We start from the raw sequence: 19,937 nt of genomic DNA, 5'->3' as shown, positions 1-19,937 counted from the left end.
CTCCCCTTTAAAATTATAGCCTATGGTAGACAGCCTTTTGTTAAGATTTATTGAAGAGGACCTGGGAAGGGGGGATATAACAACAGAGGGCATGTTCAGAGGTGAAAGGGCGAGGGGAGTTATAAGGGCTAAGGAGGGAGGAGTCCTTGCCGGTGTAGAGTTTGCCCTGAGGGTATTCCGGCTTCTTGGAGAGGTAAAGCTCATAGGGAGTTTGAGGGATGGAGAAGAGTTTTTTGAGGGTGATGAGCTACTTTTAATTGAGGGTCCTGCGGATGTGCTGCTGATGGGTGAAAGGGTAGCTCTCAACCTTCTTCAGAGGCTCAGCGGAATTGCCACGCTCACGAGAAAATTTGTCAGGGCCCTTGAAGGAACTGATGTGAGGCTTCTTGACACAAGGAAAACAACCCCCGGCCTGAGATACTTTGAAAAGTATGCGGTTAGAGTGGGTGGAGGCGTAAACCACAGGTATGCCCTCTACGATATGGTGCTCATAAAGGACAACCACAAGGTGGTGGCTGGTAGCATTAAGGAAGCGGTAAAAAGGGTAAAGGAGAGGATAAGTCCAGTTTACAGAATTGAGGTGGAGGTGGAGAGCCTTCAGGAGCTCCAAGAAGCCCTTGAGTGTGGCGTTGACATGGTCCTTCTTGACAACTTCAGCACTGAAGGGGTGAGGGAGGCGGTGAAGCTCACAAAGGGGAAGGTCATGGTGGAAGTGTCGGGCAACATAACACTTCAGAACATAAGGGGTTATGCAATAGAAGGAGTTGATTTCATCTCAAGCGGTGCCATAACCCACTCAGCAAGGTGGCTTGACCTGAGCATGAGACTCTTTAGAATATAATTATCAGTTTAAGGAGGTAAGCATGTTTCAGGTGCCAGAGGTAGGACCGCAGGAAGCAAAGGAAATGCTTCAGAAGGACAATGTTGTTCTTCTTGATGTGAGAACACCGCAGGAACACGTGCAGCTAAGAATTCCCAACTCAACGCTCATACCCCTTGATGAGCTCAGATACGCCTTCAAAGACCTGCCAAAGGATAAAACATACATAGTCTACTGCAGAAGTGGTGAACGCAGTGCCTTTGCAACCTATTTTCTGAGGCACATGGGCTACGAGGCCTACAATCTGGCAGGTGGCATACTCATATGGCCCTACGAAAAGGAGTCTGGACCGCCTAAATGAAAAGATTCCTGCCGCTAGCTCTTTTACTGGCAGGCTGTGGCATAAAGGCAAATCCCCAAGTGCTCAAACCTCCGGAGGTTGAGATAAGAAGAATAGGGCAGAAGGTATACGTGAAGAGTCTTTCTGGAGACATAAAGGTAAAGGGATTCGAAAAACACGATGACTACTGGGTAAGGGAGGAAGGAAAAGCCTTCTGCCTTGTGGTAGAGAGACTGGGGGAAGGCTCCAGAAAGTTCTGCGTCCCTCAGGCTCTGGAGGAGAGGCCATCTGTCAGACTTCTGGAAGAAGACACCTCCGTAAAGGTCCTTCCTTCTGGTTTTGAAGCTTATAGACTCTATGTTCTCAGAGATGGCCTTATCCACCCTGAGACAGCAAAAACTTTCATGAGGGAAATACAGCTGGAGAAGGACTACTGGGAAAGATGCTACGCCCTTACTGGACTTAAAGGAGATGTGGAGAGCCAGCCCGTGGAATTCTGCGTAAAGCCCAAGCCTCCACCCCCAGTCCCGGAGGTTGAAGGGCTTGAGCTAAGAGCAAGCAAAAATAGTCTCTACCTTGTCTGGTTTTACCCGCACCCTTACAGGGAGTTTGTAGTCTACAGGGACGGGAAGGAGATAGAAAGGACCATGGGCTTTGCCCTTGAGGTAGAACCGCCGAAGACAAAGGCCACCTACACGGTGAAAGTGGTCGGCCCCCTTGGCTTTGAGAGCAGTGGGGTGTCCGTAGATTACAGTCCGTAGTAGGCCGCTATGGCAGCAGATATGGCAAGGGCCAGGGTTTCGGGGTCTTCCTCACCCTCTATCTCAAAATCGTAGTGGGGAAGTTTTTCCTCCAGGAACCTTATGCCAAAGTTGCCCGATATAAAGTCTGGGTCTCTTATTATCTCTCTATGAAGGGGTATGTTGGTGGGGACACCTCTGATTATAAACTCATCTATTGCCCTTCTTGCCCTCGCCAGCACCCTGTCCCATGTTAGAGCCCAGACGCTCATCTTGGCTATCATGGAGTCATAGTAGGGCGGAATCACGTAGTCCTTGTAAACACCCGCATCCATCCTTATGCCTGGACCGCCGGGAGAATAGTAGGCGGTTATTTTGCCAGGAGCTGGTGCAAAGCCCCTTCTGGGGTCTTCTGCGTTTATCCTGAACTCAATGGCATAGCCTCTGAAGGTCACATCACTCTGGGTGAAGGGGAGAGGCTCACCCGCAGCAACCCTTATCATTGTCTCCACTATGTCTATACCTGTCACCATCTCCGTAATGGTGTGCTCCACCTGAAGTCGCGTGTTCATCTCTATGAAGTAAAACTCTTTGCTTTTGAGGTCCACAAGAAACTCAAGAGTGCCTGCGCTGTAGTATCCCACCTGCATCATTGCCTTTACGCTCAGCCCGAGCATCTTCTGTCTGAGCTCCGTGGGAAGCACGGGGCACGGGGTAAGCTCTATGATTTTCTGATGTTTTCTCTGCACTGAGCAGTCCCTTTCACCCAGATGAACCACGTTGCCATACATGTCCCCGAGAACCTGAACCTCTATATGCTTGGGATTGTCTAAATACTTCTCCACAAAGAGGTCACCCCTTCCAAAGAAGGTCTCCGCCTCCCTGTAGCCAGACTCAAAAAGCCTTGGCAGTTCCTCAAGGCTTCGGACAACCCTCATCCCCCTCCCACCACCGCCATAGGCAGACTTTAGGATCACGGGGAGCCCTATTTCCCTCGCGTAGTGCAGGGCGTCCTCTGGATTTTTGAGAGGGTCTGGGGAACCGGGTATGGTGGGAATGCCCAGCTTCTGCATTGCCTGCTTTGCCTTTACCTTGTCCCCGAAGAGTTCAATATGCTCTGGGGAGGGTCCTATAAAGGTTATACGGTTGCTCTGACAGTAGCGGGCAAAGTCTGCGTTCTCCGCAAGAAAGCCATAACCTGGATGTATGGCATCAGCCCCTACTGATTTGGCAAGGTCTACGATTTTCACATAGTCAAGATAAGCCCGCACGGGGTCTCCGGGAATGAGATATGCCTCATCTGCCTTTTTCACATAGAGGGACCTTGTGTCTGCCTCTGAGTATATGGCCGCCGTCCTTATACCAAGCTCCTCGCAGGCCCTTATTATCCTGAGAGCAACCTCTCCTCTGTTTGCCACAAGAACTTTTCTAAACATGACAAAAATTTTAGCCTACTCCAGCTTCTCTATAAGAAAGCTCTGGTTTGTGTATATGCATATCTCACCTGCAATTTTCAGAGATTCTCTCACTATCTCCTCTGCAGACATGTCTGTGTTTCTGTAGAGGGCTAGAGCTGAAGACCTCGCGTAATCTCCTCCCGAGCCTATGGCAAGCACTGGCTCGTCGGGTTCTATCACATCACCGTTGCCAGAGAGAAGTAGCATGCGCTCTCTGTCCGCCACAAGCAGAAGTGCCTCAAGCCTTCTCAGGCTCCTGTCCATCCTCCAGTCCTTGGCAAGTTCCACGCATGCTCTGAGAAGGTTACCCCTGAACTCTTCCAGTTTTGCCTCAAGCCTTTCCATAAGGGCAAGCCCATCGGCCGCTGAACCGGCAAAGCCAACAAGCACACTGTCCCTGTATAGCTTTCTTATTTTCTTTGCAGAATGCTTTATCACGGAAGAGCCAAGAGTAACCTGACCATCGCCACCCATTACGGTGGTGCCCTTTCTCCTCACTGCAATTATGGTGGTTGATTTTATTACTACCATTGTTATAATATTTTACAGTCTGTGGTTAGGAAAAATCTTAGCTGTCTGGAACTCTATCGGCAAACGCTTGCGTCAAACATAGGTTGCCTTCTTGAATACGTGCAGAAATTAATCTACCTTTATGAAAGGAGGGGAGAAAGTCTTTCTGTAGTCCTTCTGGATGTGGACAACATGAAACAGATAAACAGAAAGGGTGGCTATGGATATGGTAACCATATTCTTTTGAAAATTGCCGAAATAATTTCTTCCAGCATAAGGAAAAGTGATATAGCTGGGAAATACAAAGGCAGTTCCTTTCTCATATTACTTCCAAACTCTGATACAAAGGGTGCAGAGAAAGTGGCAAGGAGGATAAGGAACAGGATAGAGGGTCTTGAACTGGAGTCAAGAATAAGTGTTACCATTGGTATTTACAGCTTCGTGCCGAAGGGAAACAGTGCAGAGGCTGTGCTTGAGCTTGTAGAAACCCGTGTAGCAGAGGCAAAGAGCAGAGGCGGAGATGATATTGTGCTTATCCAGGAAGAGCTTCCCAGAAAGTCCCTTGACCACCAGACCCTTCTGCAGGTTTTAAACAAAAGGTCTTTAGAACCTGCCTTTCAGCCCATATACAACCTTGAGAAGGGGCAGGTTGAGGGTTACGAGGTGCTCATGAGGCTGCTGATGGAGGATGGGAGGGTTGTGCCTGCAGGGTGTTTCATAGAGGACCTCTTAAAGACATCTTTCATAAGCCTGTTTGAAGAGATAGTGCTTCAGAAGGCCTTTTTAAGGTTCAAAGCAATTGGGTTAGAAGGAAGGATGTACATAAACTTCCCCTACAACTTTGTCAACTTTATAGCCAAGGGTAGGCTCAAGGTCTCCGACTTTCACAAGGAAGTAATCTCCTATGGACTTGAACCCTCCAGAGTGGTGCTAGAGCTTTCTGAGGGTAAGATGACAGGCAGCACTGAAGACCTGGTGGAGCTGGTAAAGGAAGTCAGAAGCTACGGTTTTGGGGTTGCAGTGGACGACTTTGGAGTTGAATATTCCTCGGTGGAAAGGCTGATAAAAACGAAACCGGATGTGGTAAAGCTTGATGGCTTTTTCCTGAGAGAAGCTCGTTCCATGCTTAAGTGGGTTGTTGTTGGTCTGAAGAGGCTGGGATTCAGTGTTCTTGCGGAGCAGGTAGAGAGGGAGGATGAGCTTCAGCTCGTGAAGAGCCTGAGAGTGGACATGGCACAGGGCTTTTATCTGGGTAAACCACAGATACTATGAGAGACTTTGTAATTCCTGCCATAGACATCAAAGGTGGTAAGCTGGTAAGGCTCCTGAGGGGAGACTTTGAGAAGGCAAAGGTATATTCAAACTCGCCGGAGGATATGGCAAGACTTTTTGAGGAGCTTGGTTTTAAGAGGCTTCACGTGGTGGACCTTGACGGAAGCCTCAAAGGTATCCCGGTAAACCTGCCCACCATAAAGCTCATAAGAAGGTCTTTCTCCGGCATAGTTCAGGTGGGTGGGGGTATAAGGAACCCGGAGAGCTGTAGGGTTTTGCTGGAGGAAGGTGTGGACCTTTTTGTTGTAGGCACTCTGGCTGTTAGGGAGCCCGAGACCTTTGAGCGCATACTGGAGCTTTTCCCCCAGAGGGTCATACTGGCGGTAGATTCAAAGGGAGGAAAGGTAGCGGTGGGTGGATGGAAAGAAGAAAGTTCTATAAGCCCGCAGGAGCTTGCCCTTGTCTATGAAGAAAAGCCCATATGGGGATACCTATACACCAACATAGACAGGGACGGCACTCTTGAGGGCGTGGACGCAGAGCCCTACAGAGAGTTCAGAAAATTTGTGAAAAAGCCCTTGCTTGCCTCTGGCGGAGTTGCCAGCCTTGAGGACATAAAAAGGCTCATGGGTGTAGTGGAAGGGGTTGTGGTTGGAAAGGCAATTTATGAGGGCAGAATAAACCTGAGAGAGCTGGTATGATTTTTCCATGACGGGAGTGGTTCTCTTTAACATGGGCGGTCCGGACAGCCTGTCTGCAATACAGCCCTTTCTGTATAACCTCTTTTCTGACCACGACATAATAAGAATTCCCAGACCCATACAGAAGCCAGTGGCATGGCTCATCTCAAGGCTGAGGGCAAAGAAGACAAGGCACTACTACGAGATAATGGGTGGCAGGTCTCCTCAGAGGGAGCAGACTCAGGCTCAGGCTCAGGCACTGCAGGAAGCTCTGGGAGAGGGCTTTAAGGTGGTGGTTGCCCTCAGATACTGGCACCCCTTCACAGAAGAAGCCCTGAGAGAGCTTCTAAAGCACCCCGTGGAAAGGCTTGTTCTTCTGCCTCTGTATCCCCAGTATAGCAGGACAACCACTGGCTCTTCCTTTAACGAGTTTGACAGAGTCTTTAGAAGACTTACAGGAAGGGGCAGGCATTTTGCACTGACCACGCTCAGGGGGCAGGAAAACCCCTACTTTTACCCCTCCTCAGTGCCTATACTCAGGATAAACTGCTATCACAACCACCCCACCTACATAAGGGCGATGGTGGAAAACATAAGAGAAAACCTGCCCAGATGGCAGGAATACTTTTTCCTCTTTACCGCCCACAGCCTCCCTGTGAACATCATAAAAGAGGGGGACCCCTACCAGAAACAGACTGAGGAGACAGTAAGGCTGATAATGGAGCACTTTCCTGGTGTAAGGCATGCTCTGGGCTATCAGAGCAAGGTGGGACCCACCAAGTGGCTTGAGCCTTTTACCGACAGGCTTTTAGAAGAGTTCATAAACTCAGGAGTGAAAAAGATAGCGGTTATCCCCGTGTCCTTTACCTGCGAGCACTCAGAGACCCTTTACGAGCTTGATTACCTTTACGGAAACATGGCAAGGGAGAGGGGTGTGGACTTTGTGAGAATACCCACGCTGAAAACACACCCCACCTACATACAGGCTCTTAAAGAGCTCGTGCTTCAGACTATCTCAAGCTGTGAGAATATAAAAGGTATCTCGTAGTCCGCAGACTCCCTTGAGTCTGAAGCGTGCACTGCATTCTTGCCCTTGTCGGTGCCAAAGAGAGCCCTTATGGAGTTGGGTGCTACTTTTCTTGCCTCGTTGCTGTCTGTTGGACCTATGATTTCCCTTACCCTCCTTATGGCATCCTCGCCCTCCAACACCATGGCAACCACCGGACCTGAGGTCATGAATTCCACAAGCTCACCGAAGAAAGGTCTTTCTCTGTGAACAGCGTAAAAACCCTCTGCCTGCTCTCTTGTAAATCTGAAGAGCTTGAGGGCTCTTATTTTAAAGCCCTCGGATATAAACCTGTCAATTATCCTGCCTGTGGCTCCCTTTTCAAAGGCGTCGGGCTTTACAATAACCAGCGTCCTCTCCATCTGTTACCTCCTCTATTCTCCTTCAAAGGATTGTAGCTCTTCCATAAGGGATTTGACCTGATGCATCACCGCACCCAGCAGGTTTTCCACAGAAGAGCTCCAGTAGGCTTCGTTGAAAACCAGCTCCTTCTGAGGACCTTCCTCATCACCCTCAAGGTAGGTTATGACCACCGTTGGATATTCCACATCGTCCCTTTCGGGCATGAGAAGCTCCACGTCCACCTCTGGAGGAATTGCCATAGACTTTAATCTTTTTGAAAGTTGTTCAAACTTTTCTCTGGGGTATTCCATGTCAGCCTCTCAGGATTCCTTCAAGCCCTCTCTTAACGGAGGCATCCAGCACAAAGCTTGATGTCTTGAGAAGAAAGCCCCCAATTAGCTCAGGGTCTTCTACCACCTCAAACTCGTAATCCCTTCCTGTGAACTCTCTTATGACTTCCTTTATCCTTTCCAGCTCCTGCTCGTTTACCCTCCTTGCCAGAACCAGCAAAGCCTTACTGAGCCTGAGGAGCTTTTCCACCTCGTAATCATAGACTCTTCTGACTTCCCCCAGTATGGGGACAGCGTTGACCTCAAGCAAATAGTCAAGAACTTCATCCACCCTCTGGTCTATACCCAGTCTTTCTCTGAGACTTCTCAGAAATTCAAGCTTTTTCTCCTTGGGTATAGTGGGGTTGAGCACAAAGCCCCTGAAGTCCTTTTCTGACCTGTATAGCCTGTAAAGAAGCTCCAGAAGCTGGGATAACTTCAGAAGCTCCTGCCTTTCCTTTGGAGACTTTTCCAGGAGCAGCTTGGCGATTTTTCTCACTATCTCCGGTCTTGCGGTCATCTTTCCGCCTCCAGTTTTTTGAGGGATTTCTCTATGTATGCCCTCTGGAGCTTTTCATCTTTAAACCTTTCCTTAAGAGCATCCACCGCAAGCTGGTATGCCCTCCCCGCACCGTAGCGAAGAAGCTCCTCCTTTGCCTTCTTTAGCTCTATGTCTATGACCTCCTTTGTCTTCTCCCTTATCCTGCCAGCTATTTCCTGCGCCTTTTTCTCCTCCTCCTCTCTAATGGTCTGTGCAGTCTGCTGGGATATCCTGAGTTGCTCCTGATACCTTCTCTGAGCGTCCTGAAGGCTATCCTTTGCTCTTCTTAGCTCTTCCTGAGCCTCCGTAAGCTCCCTTTCAGAGCCTATCAGCTTTTCAGTAAGGCTATGAAAGTATCTGTTAAAGGCTTCTGAGATGGGCTTTCTTCCAAAGTAGTAGACTATACCCAGAAAAGCCAGTATGTTGAGACCTTTCCACAGGAGCTCAAGGGTGTGGTTTCCTTCACTCATGCCGCCTCCTCCAGAACCTTGCTGGTGATGAGCTCTGCAATTTCCCTGACTCTTTCATCAAGCTTTCTTTTCTCCTCCTCAAGGCTCTTCCTTATATCTTCAACAGCCCTTGATATCTCTTCCTGAGTTTCCTGCTCCACCTTTGCAAGAATTTCAGCCCTGAGCCTTTCTGCCTCCCTTCTTGCCTGCTCCAGTATCTGGTTGGACTCCCTTCTTCCCTTTTCCAGTATGCTCTGGGCTTCCTGAAAATGCCTCTGAGCCTCTTCTCTGAGCCTTATGGCTTCCTCCGTGTTTTTCTGCGTGAGCCTCTCCCTCTCCTCTATAACCTGAGAGTAGGGCTTTACAAGGATGCTTCTCACTATGGCGGTGAAGACCAGAAAAAGTATCGCCTGAATAAAGAGGGTTATGTTGGGATACATGGCTTGCTGTATATCCATGACAGCCTCCTGTAGGTATTATAGCATATCCTCTATCTCTTTTATGAGCTTCACCCTTCTTTCGTGCCTGCCACCTTCAAAGTCTGCGGAAAGCCATGCCTCCACTATGGCAAGGGCAAGGTCATCTCCCAATATCCTGTCTCCGAGGCACAGCACATTTGCGTCGTTGTGCTTTCTGCTCATACGAGCCATGTATTCATTAAGACACAGAGCAGCCCTTATGCCCCTGAACTTGTTGGCTGTTATGGACATGCCTATACCAGTCCCGCAGACCAGAATCCCTCTCTGAGCCTCATCCCTCTGAACCGCAAGACATACATCCCTTGCAAAGAGAGGATAATCGGTGGAGTCTGTGGACTCCGTCCCAAAGTCAATTACCTTATAACCCTTTGAAAGGAGAAACTCCTTAATCTTCTCCTTGAGGGGAAATCCTGCATGGTCTGAGCCGATGGCTATGCTGAGCATGTTTTAATTATAAGCTATAATTTAATCGGTGAAAGCTCAAAAAAGCCTGATATTTAGAATTACCTTCTTATACCTACTGATAATCCTTCCGGTTTACGCTGTTATTTACATAATTGCCTCCCGTTATGTAAAATCCTTCACCCAGAACATGGCACATCAAACAGCCCATGGGATTTCAAATCAGGTTTTCAGCTCCATATATCAGGTTATGAAAAGGGGGTGGGAAAGAAAAGACCTTCTTGAATTTATGAAGGCTATTGAGGTCTCTTATCAGGGAACCCCGGTAAGCATAAACTTATACAGGTCGGATATTGTAAAGGAGATTTATGGAACTGTTCCTGAACCTGCAAAGACAGCCATGCATCTTATAGCCATGAGGGGCGAAGCTCAGAGCAAGTTTGAAAAAGGCGTTTATTTTTACATAAAACCCATCAAGGCAGAAAGTGAATGCCTCAGGTGCCACTGGAATGCAAAGGAGGGCAGTGTCCTCGGACTTGTGGAGACAAGCATAAATCTGAAAGCCTTTATTTCTGGCATTGAGAGCACTTTTAAATTCCTTACACTTACGCCTCTTTTGTTCTTTTCTGTGCTGTTTACATTTCTTATGTTCACATTCAGAAGTCTTATAAAATCCTTAAGTAATAGCATAAGTGAAAGTATTGAAAGCATAAAATCCGTTGAGGATGTGGAAAGTCTCCTCAGAAGAACTGAAATATCTTACAAAGAACTTAAGCCTATTTACGAATCACTCCAGCATCTTGGCACCAGAATAAAATTAATAGCCATAGATAGGGACATTTTAGATACGGAAGCCAAGCTTTTAGAAAGGTTCATAATAACTTCAAAGACCATAAAAAACTGGCACGATTATGTAAAAAACCTTATAAAGGAGATGAATTCCATAATCCCCATAGACATAGTCTTCTCACTCTTCCTTGAGCCGGATGTGCTCAAGATTGAAATATTCTGGTATAAAAGGGCAGATGAGGAGACAAAAAACTACATAGAATCCTTCATAAAATCAAAAGTAAGCCTTGAGCTTCCACTGTCTCTGCTCATGGGAAGACAGCTATACCTTTTTCACCATACGGTAAACGGTTCTGAAAGCTATAGCGAAGAGGACAGAGAAAAAATAAGACTGAGAACAAAAGCTGTTTTCTTTGATAAGCCGCAGGTTGGGGGAATCGTTGGCGTTGGAGTGGAATCTTGTGTGATGGAGGACCCTGCAAAGCAAGCGGTTATCAACAGCCTGCTTTCAACCCTCGTGAACGCCATAGGCTCTTCAAAGGCTATAAGTGATTACATAGAGCAGGTAGAGTTTTATGCCATGAGGGACCCGCTCACCACACTCTATAACCAGAGGACCTTCTGGGAGCTTTTGAACTATGAGATGGAAAGAGCAAAGCGGTTTGACAGGAAGCTTTCCCTGATAATCCTTGACCTCGATAATTTCAAATTCATAAACGACACCTATGGTCACCATGTGGGTGATACGCTTCTAAAAGAAGTTGCAAGGGCCATAGGTGAAAGAAAGAGAAAGGCAGACATAGCTGCAAGGTATGGAGGGGATGAATTTGCCATTATAGCTGTTGGGGCTGACCCACTTAACGCCTACAGCCTTGCATCATCTCTTAAAGAACACATAGAAAGCATCACACTGACCCTGCCTGACCAGAGCTCCGTATCACCGAGAGTTTCCGCTGGGATAGCAGTATATCCAGACCATGCGAACACACCAAAGGACCTTTTTCTCATAGCAGACAGCATGCTCAGAAACGCCAAAGAAGAGGGCAAGGACAGGATAAGGCTTCCAAGTCAAGAAGACCTTGTGCAATCATACAGAGAATACAGTAGTAAAGCTATAAGGGTTCTAACTTCTCTTGACAGAGGGGAGATTTATCCATTCTTTCAACCAATACAGGACCTAAGAACAGGAGAAGTGTTTGGTTATGAGGTTCTTATGAGAATAGGCGAGGGTCTCTTACCTGCGGGTGAGTTTATAGAGATGGCTGAGAGGCTCGGTGTTGTTTTAAGGATGGATGCCATGGTCTATGAAAAGGCTATCAGGAAAGCCGGCGAGGTCAACTACCGGGGTAAGCTTTTCCTCAATCTATCCCCAAGGGCTATGCTTATGAATGACTTTATTAAGAACATGAAAAGGCTTATACAATCCTATGACATAGAGCCTTCACAGCTTGTTTTTGAGCTTACTGAGAGGGAAAGTATAAGGAACATAAGCCTTCTTGAAAGGTTTATAAGATTGCTCAAGGCTGAAGGTTTTCTCTTTGCCATTGACGACTTCGGTTCTGGGTATTCCTCTTTCCATTACATAAAGAAACTGCCCGTTGATTTTGTAAAACTGGAAGGGGAGTTTGTAAAGGACCTGAAGGAGGACTGGAGAGACAGGATATTCATAGAGTCCGTGGTAACCCTCGCAAGGGGAATGGGTATGAAAACCATTGCGGAACACGTGGAAAGCGAAGAGGTCCTCAGAATACTGAAAGACATCGGAGTTGACTATGCTCAGGGTTATTACATTGGTAAGCCTTCAGAAAGGCTGGTTTGAAGCTCTATTCTTTAACCAAAGAAGACCATAAAAGACAAGAAAGAAGACAACAAAAAGGTAGGTAAGAAGTCTCAGAAGCTCAGGCTCTATTCTTATGTATATGAGCTTTTCAAGGTAATGGATTATGAAGGAGCTGTCGTATGCCTGTGCACCCGCCTTCTTTCTGAGCCATATCTCAAGGTATGTAAGGGGGCAGTGAAGTTTTGTGATGTTGAGGAAAAGGGCAAAGAGGACTCCGCCCATGTGGAGCCATCTTATTGCTCTGAATCTAAGGGAAAAGACCCAGCCCGTTAGCAGAAAGACTATCCAGAGAAAGTGGACAAAGACCACCACATGGGCAAGAAAGAGGTAGAGCTCCTTCATCCACCGGTCAGCATCTCTCTGAGGAGCCTGTTTACCACCTGTGGGTTTGCTTTGCCCTTTGCCTTTTTCATCACCTGACCCACAAGAAAGCCAAAGACCTTCTCTTCACCAGCCCTGAAACGTTCCACCTCTCTGCTGTTTTCTTTCACCACCTCTTCAATCATTGCCCTTATGGTGTCTTCATCACTTACCTGCCTGAGTCCCTTTTCCTCTACTATTTTTGAGGGCTCCTTGCCCGTGGAGACCATCTCTTTTAACACCTCTTTTGCCAGTCTGGAAGAAAGAACGCCTTCCCTTATGAGCTTTACGAGCTCCGCAAGGCTCTGGGGGCTTACCGTGGAGTTTTCTATATCTTTTCCAGCCTCAGAGAGGTTTCCAAGAAGGTCGTTTAGCAGCCAGTTGGCGGTCAGTTTAGGGTCTTCTGGATAAAACTTCAGAGACTCCTCAAAGAAGTCTCCCAGATCCTTGTTGTCGGTCAGAACCCTTGCGGAATACTCGTCAAGGGCATAATCTCTGATGAACCTCTCAAGCCTCTGCTCTGGAAGCTCTGGCATGCTCCTTCTTATACTTTCTATCCAGTCTGCAGGAATCACGAGGGGGAGAAGGTCCGGGTCTGGGAAGTATCGGTAGTCTTCTGCCTCTTCCTTTGTTCTCATGGGATGGGTGAGCCCCGTGGAGGGGTCAAAGGTCCGTGTTTCCTGAATCACCTTCTCACCGGACAGCACCAGCTTTATCTGACGCTCCATCTCCGCCTCTATGGCTTTCTGCACAAACCTGAAGGAGTTTACGTTCTTTATCTCCACCCTTGTGCCGAGCTCCTTTGAGCCCTTTGGTCTTATGGAGAGGTTTATATCACAGCGAAGCTGTCCCTTTTCCATGTCTGCACGGGACACGCCCGCATATCTCATTATGTTCCTGAGCCTTTCAAGAAACTCCCTCGCCATCTGGGGAGAGTCTATGTCCGGCTCTGTGACTATTTCCATGAGGGGCGTGCCCGCCCTGTTGAGGTCCACATAGGTCTTTGAGCCTTCGTGGATGTTTTTACCCGCATCCTCCTCCATATGAAGCCTTCTTATCCTTACCCTCTTGCCACCAACCTCAAGCCATCCGTTGACCGCAAGAGGCTCCTCATATTGAGAAATCTGATAGCCCTTTGGAAGGTCTGGATAGAAGTAGTTCTTTCTTGCAAAGACTGAGCGGGTGTTTATCTGACAGTTCAGGGCAAGCCCTGCCCTTATGGCAAACTCCACTGCCCTCCTGTTTATAACCGGCAAGCTGCCGGGAAGCCCAAGGCATACAGGACACACGTTGCTGTTGGGCTCTGCACCGAACTCCACCGGACAGGAGCAGAAGAGCTTTGTTCTTGTGTCCATCTGCACGTGTATCTCAAGACCTATAACTGGCTCAAATTCCATGCTCATGCTTATATTATAAACTTCTGAGCCTTTTGCTCCACATCCCCTTTTCCTTTCTCTCTTTAAAGGTGAGCTCCACACTGTGGAGGGAAAGCTCCTGCAAGACTTTTGCGTATTCCTTCTCCGCCCTTTCAAGCCTTTTCAGGGCATACTCAACGTAGTCCTGCGATATGTCTATACCTATGTAATCCTTTCCCAGTAGCTTGGCAGATACCAAGGTAGTTCCAGTCCCGCAGAAGGGGTCTATAACTATGCCTTTTCTGTCCTCAAAAATGGAATGAATGATTCTGGTGGGCAGTTCTATGGGGAAGACCGCAGGGTGACCTTTGTGTCCCTGTTCAGGTCTTATATCCCATACAGATGTGAGTTTTGCGTGTCTGGGATTTAGCTCTCTTGGCTTTCCTTTTACAAGCCAGTATATTCTCTCTTCAACCTGCCAGAACCTCCACCCTCTTATGTTGCCCGCTATCCTTCTGTTCCAGATTATCTCCTGCCACAAGGTCCACCTGCTTTTACCCAGCCATTCAAGGGGATGTATCATCCTGCCGTTTTCATACCTCACCTTGTGGTTATAAAAGAAACTGCCACCTTCCTTTACAACCCTGTATAGCTCGTCAAGCACATCCACCTGCCATATTTGATAGTCCTCTTCAGACATAACATCTTTGTATCCTCTGTAGACTACCTTCGAAACGAGCCAGCCTCCATGCTTCTCCTTTTTGTTATAGGGAGGTGAAGTTATGCCAAGGTCAACACTGTCTGAAGGCATTTCCCTCAGAACCTCTAGAGCATCACCACATATAACCCTGTTTATAAATTCTTCAATCCTGCGCATTTTTCCTTCTAAAGTCCTCTATGGCCTCTATAAGGTCTCTTGAGAGGAAGTCATAAAACCTTTCTATGTCCTTTCGTAAAAATACCGCTTTCAGGCTACTACAGTCCCTGTAATCCCTTATAGAGAAGCTGGCGGAACGCAGATACTCTCCCGGTCTACGAACTTTATCTGGAAAGCGTCTTTTTATCAGGTTGTAAAGCCTGTCCTTCAAGCACAAAAAGTCAAACTCAAAAAGGTATATCAGTTTGCCGTGCACGAACCCACAGGTCAAAACTTTAGGGTTTTCTTTCATATCCCTTTCAAATCTTTCTGGAGTATAATCATTAAAACTTCCGCCACCATTGAGTTTTTTGTCTCTGCTATCTGTATTCTTCGGTTTTACCTCGCAGTAAGTCACTATGCCTTTATCCACATGTTGCATATAGCCGTTGTATCCAAGCTTTTCTTCGGTGGGTTTATACCCGGCTATATATATTGCAGATAGCTCCCTAAGCCTTGAGGAATTTTTGTCATTGTAATACATGGTCATAAGGTCTATAAGGAGGGATTCCAATGTAGGTCTTGACAAACTTCTAAGAAATCTCTCAAGCTGTTCACTTTCATCGGTGGCGTAAAGAACTATGCTTTTTCTGAGGTTTTCGTTCATGCGATATAATTTTAGCATGCTCAGAAGGCTCCTCATTGCCACCACCAATCAGGGAAAAGTGAGAGAGATAAAAAGTCTCTTTGAAGGTTCAGATATTGAGCTTCTCATGCCAGACACAAGCCTGGAAGTGGAAGAGAGGGGCTGTAGCTTTCTGGAAAACGCCTACATCAAAGCCAGAGCATACTACGAGGTCTACAGAATTCCCGCCCTCGCTGAGGACTCGGGGCTTGTGATTCCTGCCCTTGAGGGCTATCCAGGTGTGTATTCCAGCAGGTTTTACCAGATTGATTGGGGTGGAAAAGAGCCGGTAAAGGAGAGCAAAGACAGAGCCAACATAGAAAAGGTGCTCAGGCTCATGAAGCATATGGAGGACAGAAGAGCCTACTACACTGCCTTTGTGGTAGTTTATGCAGAGGGGGGAGGTCTGTGGGCTGAAGGAAGATGCTACGGCACCATACTTACAGAGCCAAGGGGAGCTGGAGGCTTCGGATACGACCCCATATTCCAGCCGGAGGGCTTCCTCAAGAGCATGGCAGAGCTAAGCATGGGGGAGAAAAACCTCATATCCCACAGGGGCAAAGCCGCCAGAAAACTGATACAGATGCTAAAATAGCAATTCCATGAGGATAGCCTTCATATCCACAAGAAATGCAGTAAGGAGCATAATGGCTGAGGCTGTGGCAAGAAAACTTTCAAGGCTTGCACTTCTAACTCCGGATATATACTCTGCAGGTGTGGAGCCAGCAGGTAGTGTGCCGGAGGAAGTCATAAACCTCCTGAAAGAGAAGGGCTATGCCACAGACAACCTTCATCCAAAGGGAATGGAGAGCATACCCTATGACCAGATAGACCTGCTCATAACTCTTTCCCCGGAGGCAAGAGACATGTGTCCCTATTCGGAAAGACACATGAGAAGGGAGCACTGGGTGCTTGAGGAGCCAAAGACTCTGAAAAGAGAGGACCTATCAAGGCTTCTGGAACAGTTAGAGAATCTCATAAGGGCTCTCTTTAAGATAAGTTAGACTTATCCTTGCCATAAGAAGGATTTATATTAAAATTTTAAACTGTAATGATAGACATCAGCAAGCTCAAGACCTTTGTGGCGGTTGCAGACCTGGGAAGCTTTTCAAAGGCTTCTGAAATACTGTATATAACTCAGCCCGCCGTAACCCAGCAGATAAAAGCCCTTGAGAGGATAATAGGTGCAAAGCTTTTCCAGAGACAGGGTGGAAGGATAGTGCTTACCGACGAGGGCAAGAGGATATACCAGATAGCCAAGAGTCTCCTGGCAAGTTATGAGAACCTCATGGAGGAGATGGCAAAGATAAAAAAGGACTTTAAGGACACACTGCTTCTGGGCATAAGCACAACCCTGAGCGAATACAAGGTTCCCGAGCTTCTGGTGGAGTTCCACCAACAGCTTCCCAACATCTCCATAAGGGTCCTTGTGGACAATTCACAGCACATAGAAGAGGGTCTCTCCTCAGGCGTCCTCAACATAGGAGTGATAGAGAGAGAGCCCTCTGAAAGGTTCAGCTCCATCAAGTGGTTCATGGATGAGGTGGTCTTCTTTACACACCCTTCCCATCCCTTTGCCAAAAAGGGGGAAATAGAGCCTGAAGAGCTCTACGGAGCGGACCTCATATTCAGAGAGGTGAGTTCAGGCACAAGGAAGGTGGTCAAGGAGGAGCTGGAGAGGCTTGGCATAATCTTTGAAAGGCTGAACATAAGGATAGAGATAAACTGTGGAAGGTCTATCCTGAGCATGGTAAAGAAGGGCTACGGCTGTAGTTTTCTTTCTAAGGGCATCGTGGAAAAGGCAATAGAGGAAGGTAGTGTGGTTCCTGTAAAAATAAGGGGCTTCAATGCAGTCAGGTGGTATTACATAATCTATCCCGAGCACGAAAAGCTCACCTTCCTGGCAAGCAGGTTCATGAAGTTTCTCCTTTCAAAGGCAAGCTCCGAGCTGGTGGCGGGATGAAGAAGGGTGTTATCTTTGATGTGGACGGGGTCATAGTGGACGTAAGCCAGTCCTATCACTACGCCATAAAGCACACGGCAGAACACTTTCTCGGAAGGGAGGTTCCTATAGAAGATGTAAGAAGAATAAAGTTTTCCAGAGGCATTAACAACGACTGGCTTGCAACCCTTGAGGTCATAAGGGAATACGGGGGTGATGCAGACTTTGAAGAGATAAAGAGTTTATTCAACCGGCTTTATAGGACACTGAGAGAAAAGGAAAGGCTCATACTGGGAGGTGACTTTTTCGGGGAGCTGAAAGCCATGGGCTACCCACTTGGCATAGTCACAGGAAGACCCAGAGAAGACCTGCAGCATCTCTTTGAGAGGTCCGGGCTTTCACACTTCTTTGACTTCGTGGTGGATGAGGATACAATACAGGAAGAAGAACTGAGAAAGCCCCACCCTTACGCCCTGCATCTGTGTGTTGAAGGTCTTGGGATTGACGCTGGCGTTTATGTAGGCGACAGCCTTGCAGACTGGCGGATGCTGAGAGATTACAGAAAAATATACGCAAAGCCCCTTGAATACATTCATGTGGGAGAGAGGGTGGTGCCAGATAAAGTCAGGAATTCTCAGCCTGAGACTCTACTTCAAGCTCTTCAAGAGGTCTTGCAGAGTCTGTAAGGAGTATGGGAATGTCTTCTTCTACGGGGTAGTAAACCCTGCAGTTGGTGCATATGAGCACATTTCTCCTTTCGTCGTAAGTGAGGTCGCCCTTGCACCTTGGGCATGCGAGTATTTCAAGAAGTTCTCTGCTCAGCATCCTATTCCTCCTTTACGTATTCCCACAACTCTAACATGAACCTTTTGAACTCCTCTTTCTGAGCCTGTCCCAGCCTGTCAAGAAGGTTCTCCTCATCAAAAAGCAAATCACCGGATAGGGGAGAAAAGTCAAGATACTCAAGGTGTGCTATCTCAAGACCAAAGATACACATATACTGCTGTGCTTCTTCCTTAAACCTTACAAATTCCTCCTCGTAGGGCTGGGACTCTCTTGTGGTCCAGTGGTAAGCACCACCGAAGGGATTGAGCCAATATTGCTCATCAGACTCAAGACAGAAGCGTGCTCTCCTTACAGATACAAGGTCCGTCAGAAGCTCTCCATCGGGCATGCTCACCGCCCATACCCTGTTCTTAACAGGGTTTATCAGGAATTCCACCTGCCTGTGCTCTATCATACTCAACCCCCCACCTTGAACATCTCAAATCTCTTCGGGACTATCCCACTTCTGAGGAGCTCAAGCCTATGCTCTGAATACCTGTCAGACCTTCTGGTCCAGATACTTCTTACAAACTCCCTTATCTCCTCATCCTCCGCACCGCCTCTTATAAGGCTCTTTACATCATGACCATCATGAGCAAAGAGGCATGTGAGAAGTCTTCCATCTGCGGTAAGTCTTAGCCTGTTGCAATCTCCACAGAAGGGCTGGGTTACTGAGGATATGAAGCCCACCTCCAGACCGTCGTCCCTGTATCTGTATCTCTCCGCCACTTCTCCCCTGTAAGCCTTTTCCACCGGCTCAAGCTCAAAGTGTTTCTGAAGAAGTTCAAGCATCTCCCTTGTGGAATACACCCTTTCCAGAGACCAGCCATTTATATTTCCCACGTCCATAAACTCTATGAACCTGACCACTACGCCCATCCCTTTGAAAAAGCTGGCTATATCTATTATCTCATCATGGTTAACGCCCCTTATGACGCATACGTTCACCTTTACGGGGCTCAGTCCCACCCTTAGAGCCTCTTCTATACCCTCAAGTATTTTGGAAACCTTCACGTCTCTCCCTACAAGCTTTGAGAAAACCTCGTCCTTCAAAGAATGAAGGCTCACCGTCACCCTTTTGAGCCCTGCCTCTTTCAGAATTCTTGCCTTTTCTTTTAGCAGAAATCCGTTTGTGGTAAGGCTCATGTCCTCAAGGGGGAGTTCTGAAAGGTATTTAATAAGGTTTTCAAGACGCCTTCTGAGGAGGGGTTCTCCCCCCGTAAGTCTTACCTTCTTCACACCAAGCGGAATTACGGCCTTTACAAACCTTGCTATCTCCTCAAAGGAAAGTATCTCCTCACGTCTGAAGAACTCGTATTCCTCTCCCTCTGGCATACAGAAGGTGCATCTGAAGTTGCACCTGTCCGTTACCGATATCCTCAGGTCATGAAGCTCCCTTCCAAGGGCGTCCCTAATCATGCTCCGAGCACCCACTCACCCTTACCATCGCTGAAAACCTCCTTCTTCCATATGGGCACTCTCTTTTTCACCTCATCCACTGCATACCTGCATGCTCTGAAGGTTTCATCTCTGTGCCCACCGAAGACCACCACCATAAAGGAGGGCTCTCCCACCTTTACCACGCCCAGCCTGTGATGTATAAAGACCTCCCTTACCGGGAAATTCCTGAGCGTCTCTTCCCTTATCTCCTCCATAACCTTTATAGCCATCTCAGGAAAAGCTTCATAGTGAAGCTCCATCACATCCCCATCTTCAGGTGCAGACCTTGCTATGCCGAGGAACAGGAGACCTGCACCGCAATCCTCTGGTGGTTGATACTCCGAGAGAACACTCTCTGCACCTATCCACTCCACTCCAAGATAGACTTTGGGAACCATGTCTATAATTATAGGTTTTG

General features: G+C 47.6%; 27 protein-coding genes. 11 read left to right on the top strand and 16 right to left on the bottom strand.

The annotated features are described in order from the left end of the window. The first annotated feature begins 22 nt into the window (after nucleotides 1-22). The 3 genes from nadC to ACKRDP_RS02540 are packed head-to-tail and all read left to right on the top strand — an operon-like array spanning nucleotide 23 to nucleotide 1,921. Entirely contained in the window at nucleotides 23-841 is an 819-nt protein-coding gene (gene nadC / locus ACKRDP_RS02550; RefSeq protein ID WP_409153182.1) for a carboxylating nicotinate-nucleotide diphosphorylase, read from the top strand. Nucleotides 842-863: 22 nt separating this feature from the next. Continuing rightward, nucleotides 864-1,181: a rhodanese-like domain-containing protein gene (locus tag ACKRDP_RS02545; RefSeq protein WP_409153181.1), complete on the top strand. Its 318-nt coding sequence runs from the start codon at nucleotides 864-866 to the stop codon at nucleotides 1,179-1,181. Continuing rightward, nucleotides 1,178-1,921, top strand: coding sequence for a hypothetical protein (locus tag ACKRDP_RS02540; RefSeq protein WP_409153180.1), 744 nt, complete (start codon nucleotides 1,178-1,180; stop codon nucleotides 1,919-1,921). Before ACKRDP_RS02545 ends, ACKRDP_RS02540 begins: the two co-directional genes overlap by 4 nt. On the opposite strand, the gene ACKRDP_RS02535 is transcribed toward ACKRDP_RS02540, so the two are convergent. Together ACKRDP_RS02535 and hslV are read right to left on the bottom strand one after the other, a co-directional pair. Next, on the bottom strand, nucleotides 1,909-3,336 hold the full coding sequence (locus tag ACKRDP_RS02535; protein WP_409153179.1) for an acetyl-CoA carboxylase biotin carboxylase subunit: 1,428 nt from the start codon (nucleotides 3,334-3,336) through the stop codon (nucleotides 1,909-1,911). The genes ACKRDP_RS02540 and ACKRDP_RS02535 overlap by 13 nt on opposite strands. Before the next feature lie 15 nt (nucleotides 3,337-3,351). Continuing rightward, nucleotides 3,352-3,888 (bottom strand): ATP-dependent protease subunit HslV, encoded by a 537-nt coding sequence (hslV, locus tag ACKRDP_RS02530; protein ID WP_409153178.1) that lies wholly within the window; start codon nucleotides 3,886-3,888, stop codon nucleotides 3,352-3,354. Between the two features lie 21 nt (nucleotides 3,889-3,909). Here hslV and ACKRDP_RS02525 point away from each other — a divergent pair, with 21 nt between their 5' ends. Genes ACKRDP_RS02525 through hemH form a run of 3 tightly spaced genes read left to right on the top strand, consistent with a single transcriptional unit; the run spans nucleotide 3,910 to nucleotide 6,867 of the window. Beyond that, nucleotides 3,910-5,139: an EAL domain-containing protein gene (locus ACKRDP_RS02525; RefSeq protein ID WP_409153177.1), complete on the top strand. Its 1,230-nt coding sequence runs from the start codon at nucleotides 3,910-3,912 to the stop codon at nucleotides 5,137-5,139. Continuing rightward, the gene (hisA, locus tag ACKRDP_RS02520; protein ID WP_409153176.1) at nucleotides 5,136-5,840 is read left to right on the top strand and encodes a 1-(5-phosphoribosyl)-5-[(5-phosphoribosylamino)methylideneamino]imidazole-4-carboxamide isomerase; all 705 of its coding nucleotides are present in this window, start codon (nucleotides 5,136-5,138) and stop codon (nucleotides 5,838-5,840) included. Before ACKRDP_RS02525 ends, hisA begins: the two co-directional genes overlap by 4 nt. A gap of 7 nt (nucleotides 5,841-5,847) precedes the next feature. After that, on the top strand, nucleotides 5,848-6,867 hold the full coding sequence (gene hemH, locus ACKRDP_RS02515; RefSeq protein WP_409153175.1) for a ferrochelatase: 1,020 nt from the start codon (nucleotides 5,848-5,850) through the stop codon (nucleotides 6,865-6,867). Here hemH and ndk read toward each other — a convergent pair. The 6 genes from ndk to rpiB are packed head-to-tail and all read right to left on the bottom strand — an operon-like array spanning nucleotide 6,825 to nucleotide 9,469. Continuing rightward, nucleotides 6,825-7,247: a nucleoside-diphosphate kinase gene (gene ndk, locus ACKRDP_RS02510; protein WP_409153174.1), complete on the bottom strand. Its 423-nt coding sequence runs from the start codon at nucleotides 7,245-7,247 to the stop codon at nucleotides 6,825-6,827. The genes hemH and ndk overlap by 43 nt on opposite strands. A gap of 12 nt (nucleotides 7,248-7,259) precedes the next feature. After that, complete coding sequence (locus tag ACKRDP_RS02505) at nucleotides 7,260-7,538, bottom strand: hypothetical protein (protein ID WP_409153173.1); 279 nt, start codon at nucleotides 7,536-7,538, stop codon at nucleotides 7,260-7,262. 1 nt (nucleotide 7,539) lies between these two features. Continuing rightward, the gene (locus ACKRDP_RS02500; protein WP_409153172.1) at nucleotides 7,540-8,076 is read right to left on the bottom strand and encodes a F0F1 ATP synthase subunit delta; all 537 of its coding nucleotides are present in this window, start codon (nucleotides 8,074-8,076) and stop codon (nucleotides 7,540-7,542) included. Further along, entirely contained in the window at nucleotides 8,073-8,567 is a 495-nt protein-coding gene (locus ACKRDP_RS02495; RefSeq protein ID WP_409153171.1) for a F0F1 ATP synthase subunit B, read from the bottom strand. The genes ACKRDP_RS02500 and ACKRDP_RS02495 overlap by 4 nt, the downstream gene beginning before the upstream one ends. Next, a complete protein-coding gene (locus ACKRDP_RS02490) occupies nucleotides 8,564-9,004 on the bottom strand; it encodes a F0F1 ATP synthase subunit B (RefSeq protein WP_409153170.1) in 441 nt (146 codons plus the stop codon). The genes ACKRDP_RS02495 and ACKRDP_RS02490 overlap by 4 nt, the downstream gene beginning before the upstream one ends. 18 nt (nucleotides 9,005-9,022) lie before the next feature. Then, nucleotides 9,023-9,469, bottom strand: a complete 447-nt coding sequence (gene rpiB / locus ACKRDP_RS02485) for a ribose 5-phosphate isomerase B (protein ID WP_409153169.1) — start codon at nucleotides 9,467-9,469, stop codon at nucleotides 9,023-9,025. Nucleotides 9,470-9,677: 208 nt separating this feature from the next. Here rpiB and ACKRDP_RS02480 point away from each other — a divergent pair, with 208 nt between their 5' ends. Continuing rightward, complete coding sequence (locus ACKRDP_RS02480; RefSeq protein ID WP_409153168.1) at nucleotides 9,678-12,035, top strand: putative bifunctional diguanylate cyclase/phosphodiesterase; 2,358 nt, start codon at nucleotides 9,678-9,680, stop codon at nucleotides 12,033-12,035. On the opposite strand, the gene ACKRDP_RS02475 is transcribed toward ACKRDP_RS02480, so the two are convergent. The 4 genes from ACKRDP_RS02475 to ACKRDP_RS02460 are packed head-to-tail and all read right to left on the bottom strand — an operon-like array spanning nucleotide 12,018 to nucleotide 15,294. Next, nucleotides 12,018-12,398, bottom strand: a complete 381-nt coding sequence (locus ACKRDP_RS02475; protein ID WP_409153167.1) for a DUF2784 domain-containing protein — start codon at nucleotides 12,396-12,398, stop codon at nucleotides 12,018-12,020. The genes ACKRDP_RS02480 and ACKRDP_RS02475 overlap by 18 nt on opposite strands. Further along, entirely contained in the window at nucleotides 12,395-13,813 is a 1,419-nt protein-coding gene (gene gatB, locus ACKRDP_RS02470) for an Asp-tRNA(Asn)/Glu-tRNA(Gln) amidotransferase subunit GatB (protein WP_409153228.1), read from the bottom strand. Before gatB ends, ACKRDP_RS02475 begins: the two co-directional genes overlap by 4 nt. Before the next feature lie 13 nt (nucleotides 13,814-13,826). After that, entirely contained in the window at nucleotides 13,827-14,648 is an 822-nt protein-coding gene (locus tag ACKRDP_RS02465; RefSeq protein WP_409153166.1) for a DNA-methyltransferase, read from the bottom strand. Continuing rightward, a complete protein-coding gene (locus ACKRDP_RS02460) occupies nucleotides 14,635-15,294 on the bottom strand; it encodes a hypothetical protein (RefSeq protein ID WP_409153165.1) in 660 nt (219 codons plus the stop codon). Before ACKRDP_RS02460 ends, ACKRDP_RS02465 begins: the two co-directional genes overlap by 14 nt. Before the next feature lie 16 nt (nucleotides 15,295-15,310). Between ACKRDP_RS02460 and rdgB the strand changes: the two genes are divergently transcribed. The 4 genes from rdgB to ACKRDP_RS02440 are packed head-to-tail and all read left to right on the top strand — an operon-like array spanning nucleotide 15,311 to nucleotide 17,940. Next, complete coding sequence (rdgB, locus tag ACKRDP_RS02455) at nucleotides 15,311-15,907, top strand: RdgB/HAM1 family non-canonical purine NTP pyrophosphatase (RefSeq protein WP_409153164.1); 597 nt, start codon at nucleotides 15,311-15,313, stop codon at nucleotides 15,905-15,907. 7 nt (nucleotides 15,908-15,914) lie between these two features. Then, nucleotides 15,915-16,316, top strand: a complete 402-nt coding sequence (locus ACKRDP_RS02450) for an arsenate-mycothiol transferase ArsC (RefSeq protein WP_409153163.1) — start codon at nucleotides 15,915-15,917, stop codon at nucleotides 16,314-16,316. A gap of 47 nt (nucleotides 16,317-16,363) precedes the next feature. After that, nucleotides 16,364-17,275: a LysR substrate-binding domain-containing protein gene (locus ACKRDP_RS02445; RefSeq protein ID WP_409153162.1), complete on the top strand. Its 912-nt coding sequence runs from the start codon at nucleotides 16,364-16,366 to the stop codon at nucleotides 17,273-17,275. After that, nucleotides 17,272-17,940, top strand: a complete 669-nt coding sequence (locus ACKRDP_RS02440) for an HAD family hydrolase (RefSeq protein ID WP_409153161.1) — start codon at nucleotides 17,272-17,274, stop codon at nucleotides 17,938-17,940. The genes ACKRDP_RS02445 and ACKRDP_RS02440 overlap by 4 nt, the downstream gene beginning before the upstream one ends. Here ACKRDP_RS02440 and ACKRDP_RS02435 read toward each other — a convergent pair. From ACKRDP_RS02435 to ACKRDP_RS02420, 4 genes are read right to left on the bottom strand one after another with little or no spacing between them, the layout of a single operon-like run. Next, nucleotides 17,879-18,079 (bottom strand): Trm112 family protein, encoded by a 201-nt coding sequence (locus tag ACKRDP_RS02435; RefSeq protein ID WP_409153160.1) that lies wholly within the window; start codon nucleotides 18,077-18,079, stop codon nucleotides 17,879-17,881. The genes ACKRDP_RS02440 and ACKRDP_RS02435 overlap by 62 nt on opposite strands. A 1-nt stretch (nucleotide 18,080) precedes the next feature. Beyond that, the gene (locus ACKRDP_RS02430) at nucleotides 18,081-18,494 is read right to left on the bottom strand and encodes a hypothetical protein (RefSeq protein WP_409153159.1); all 414 of its coding nucleotides are present in this window, start codon (nucleotides 18,492-18,494) and stop codon (nucleotides 18,081-18,083) included. A gap of 2 nt (nucleotides 18,495-18,496) precedes the next feature. Beyond that, nucleotides 18,497-19,498, bottom strand: a complete 1,002-nt coding sequence (gene moaA / locus ACKRDP_RS02425) for a GTP 3',8-cyclase MoaA (protein WP_409153158.1) — start codon at nucleotides 19,496-19,498, stop codon at nucleotides 18,497-18,499. After that, on the bottom strand, nucleotides 19,495-19,917 hold the full coding sequence (locus tag ACKRDP_RS02420) for a molybdenum cofactor biosynthesis protein MoaE (RefSeq protein WP_409153157.1): 423 nt from the start codon (nucleotides 19,915-19,917) through the stop codon (nucleotides 19,495-19,497). Before ACKRDP_RS02420 ends, moaA begins: the two co-directional genes overlap by 4 nt. Nucleotides 19,918-19,937: the final 20 nt, after the last annotated feature.

Source organism: Pampinifervens navoyensis, from assembly GCF_046159715.1.
Classification (GTDB): domain Bacteria; phylum Aquificota; class Aquificia; order Aquificales; family Aquificaceae; genus Pampinifervens.
Note: the sequence above shows the minus strand (reverse complement) of the source record. Positions and strands in the feature narration are given on the sequence as shown.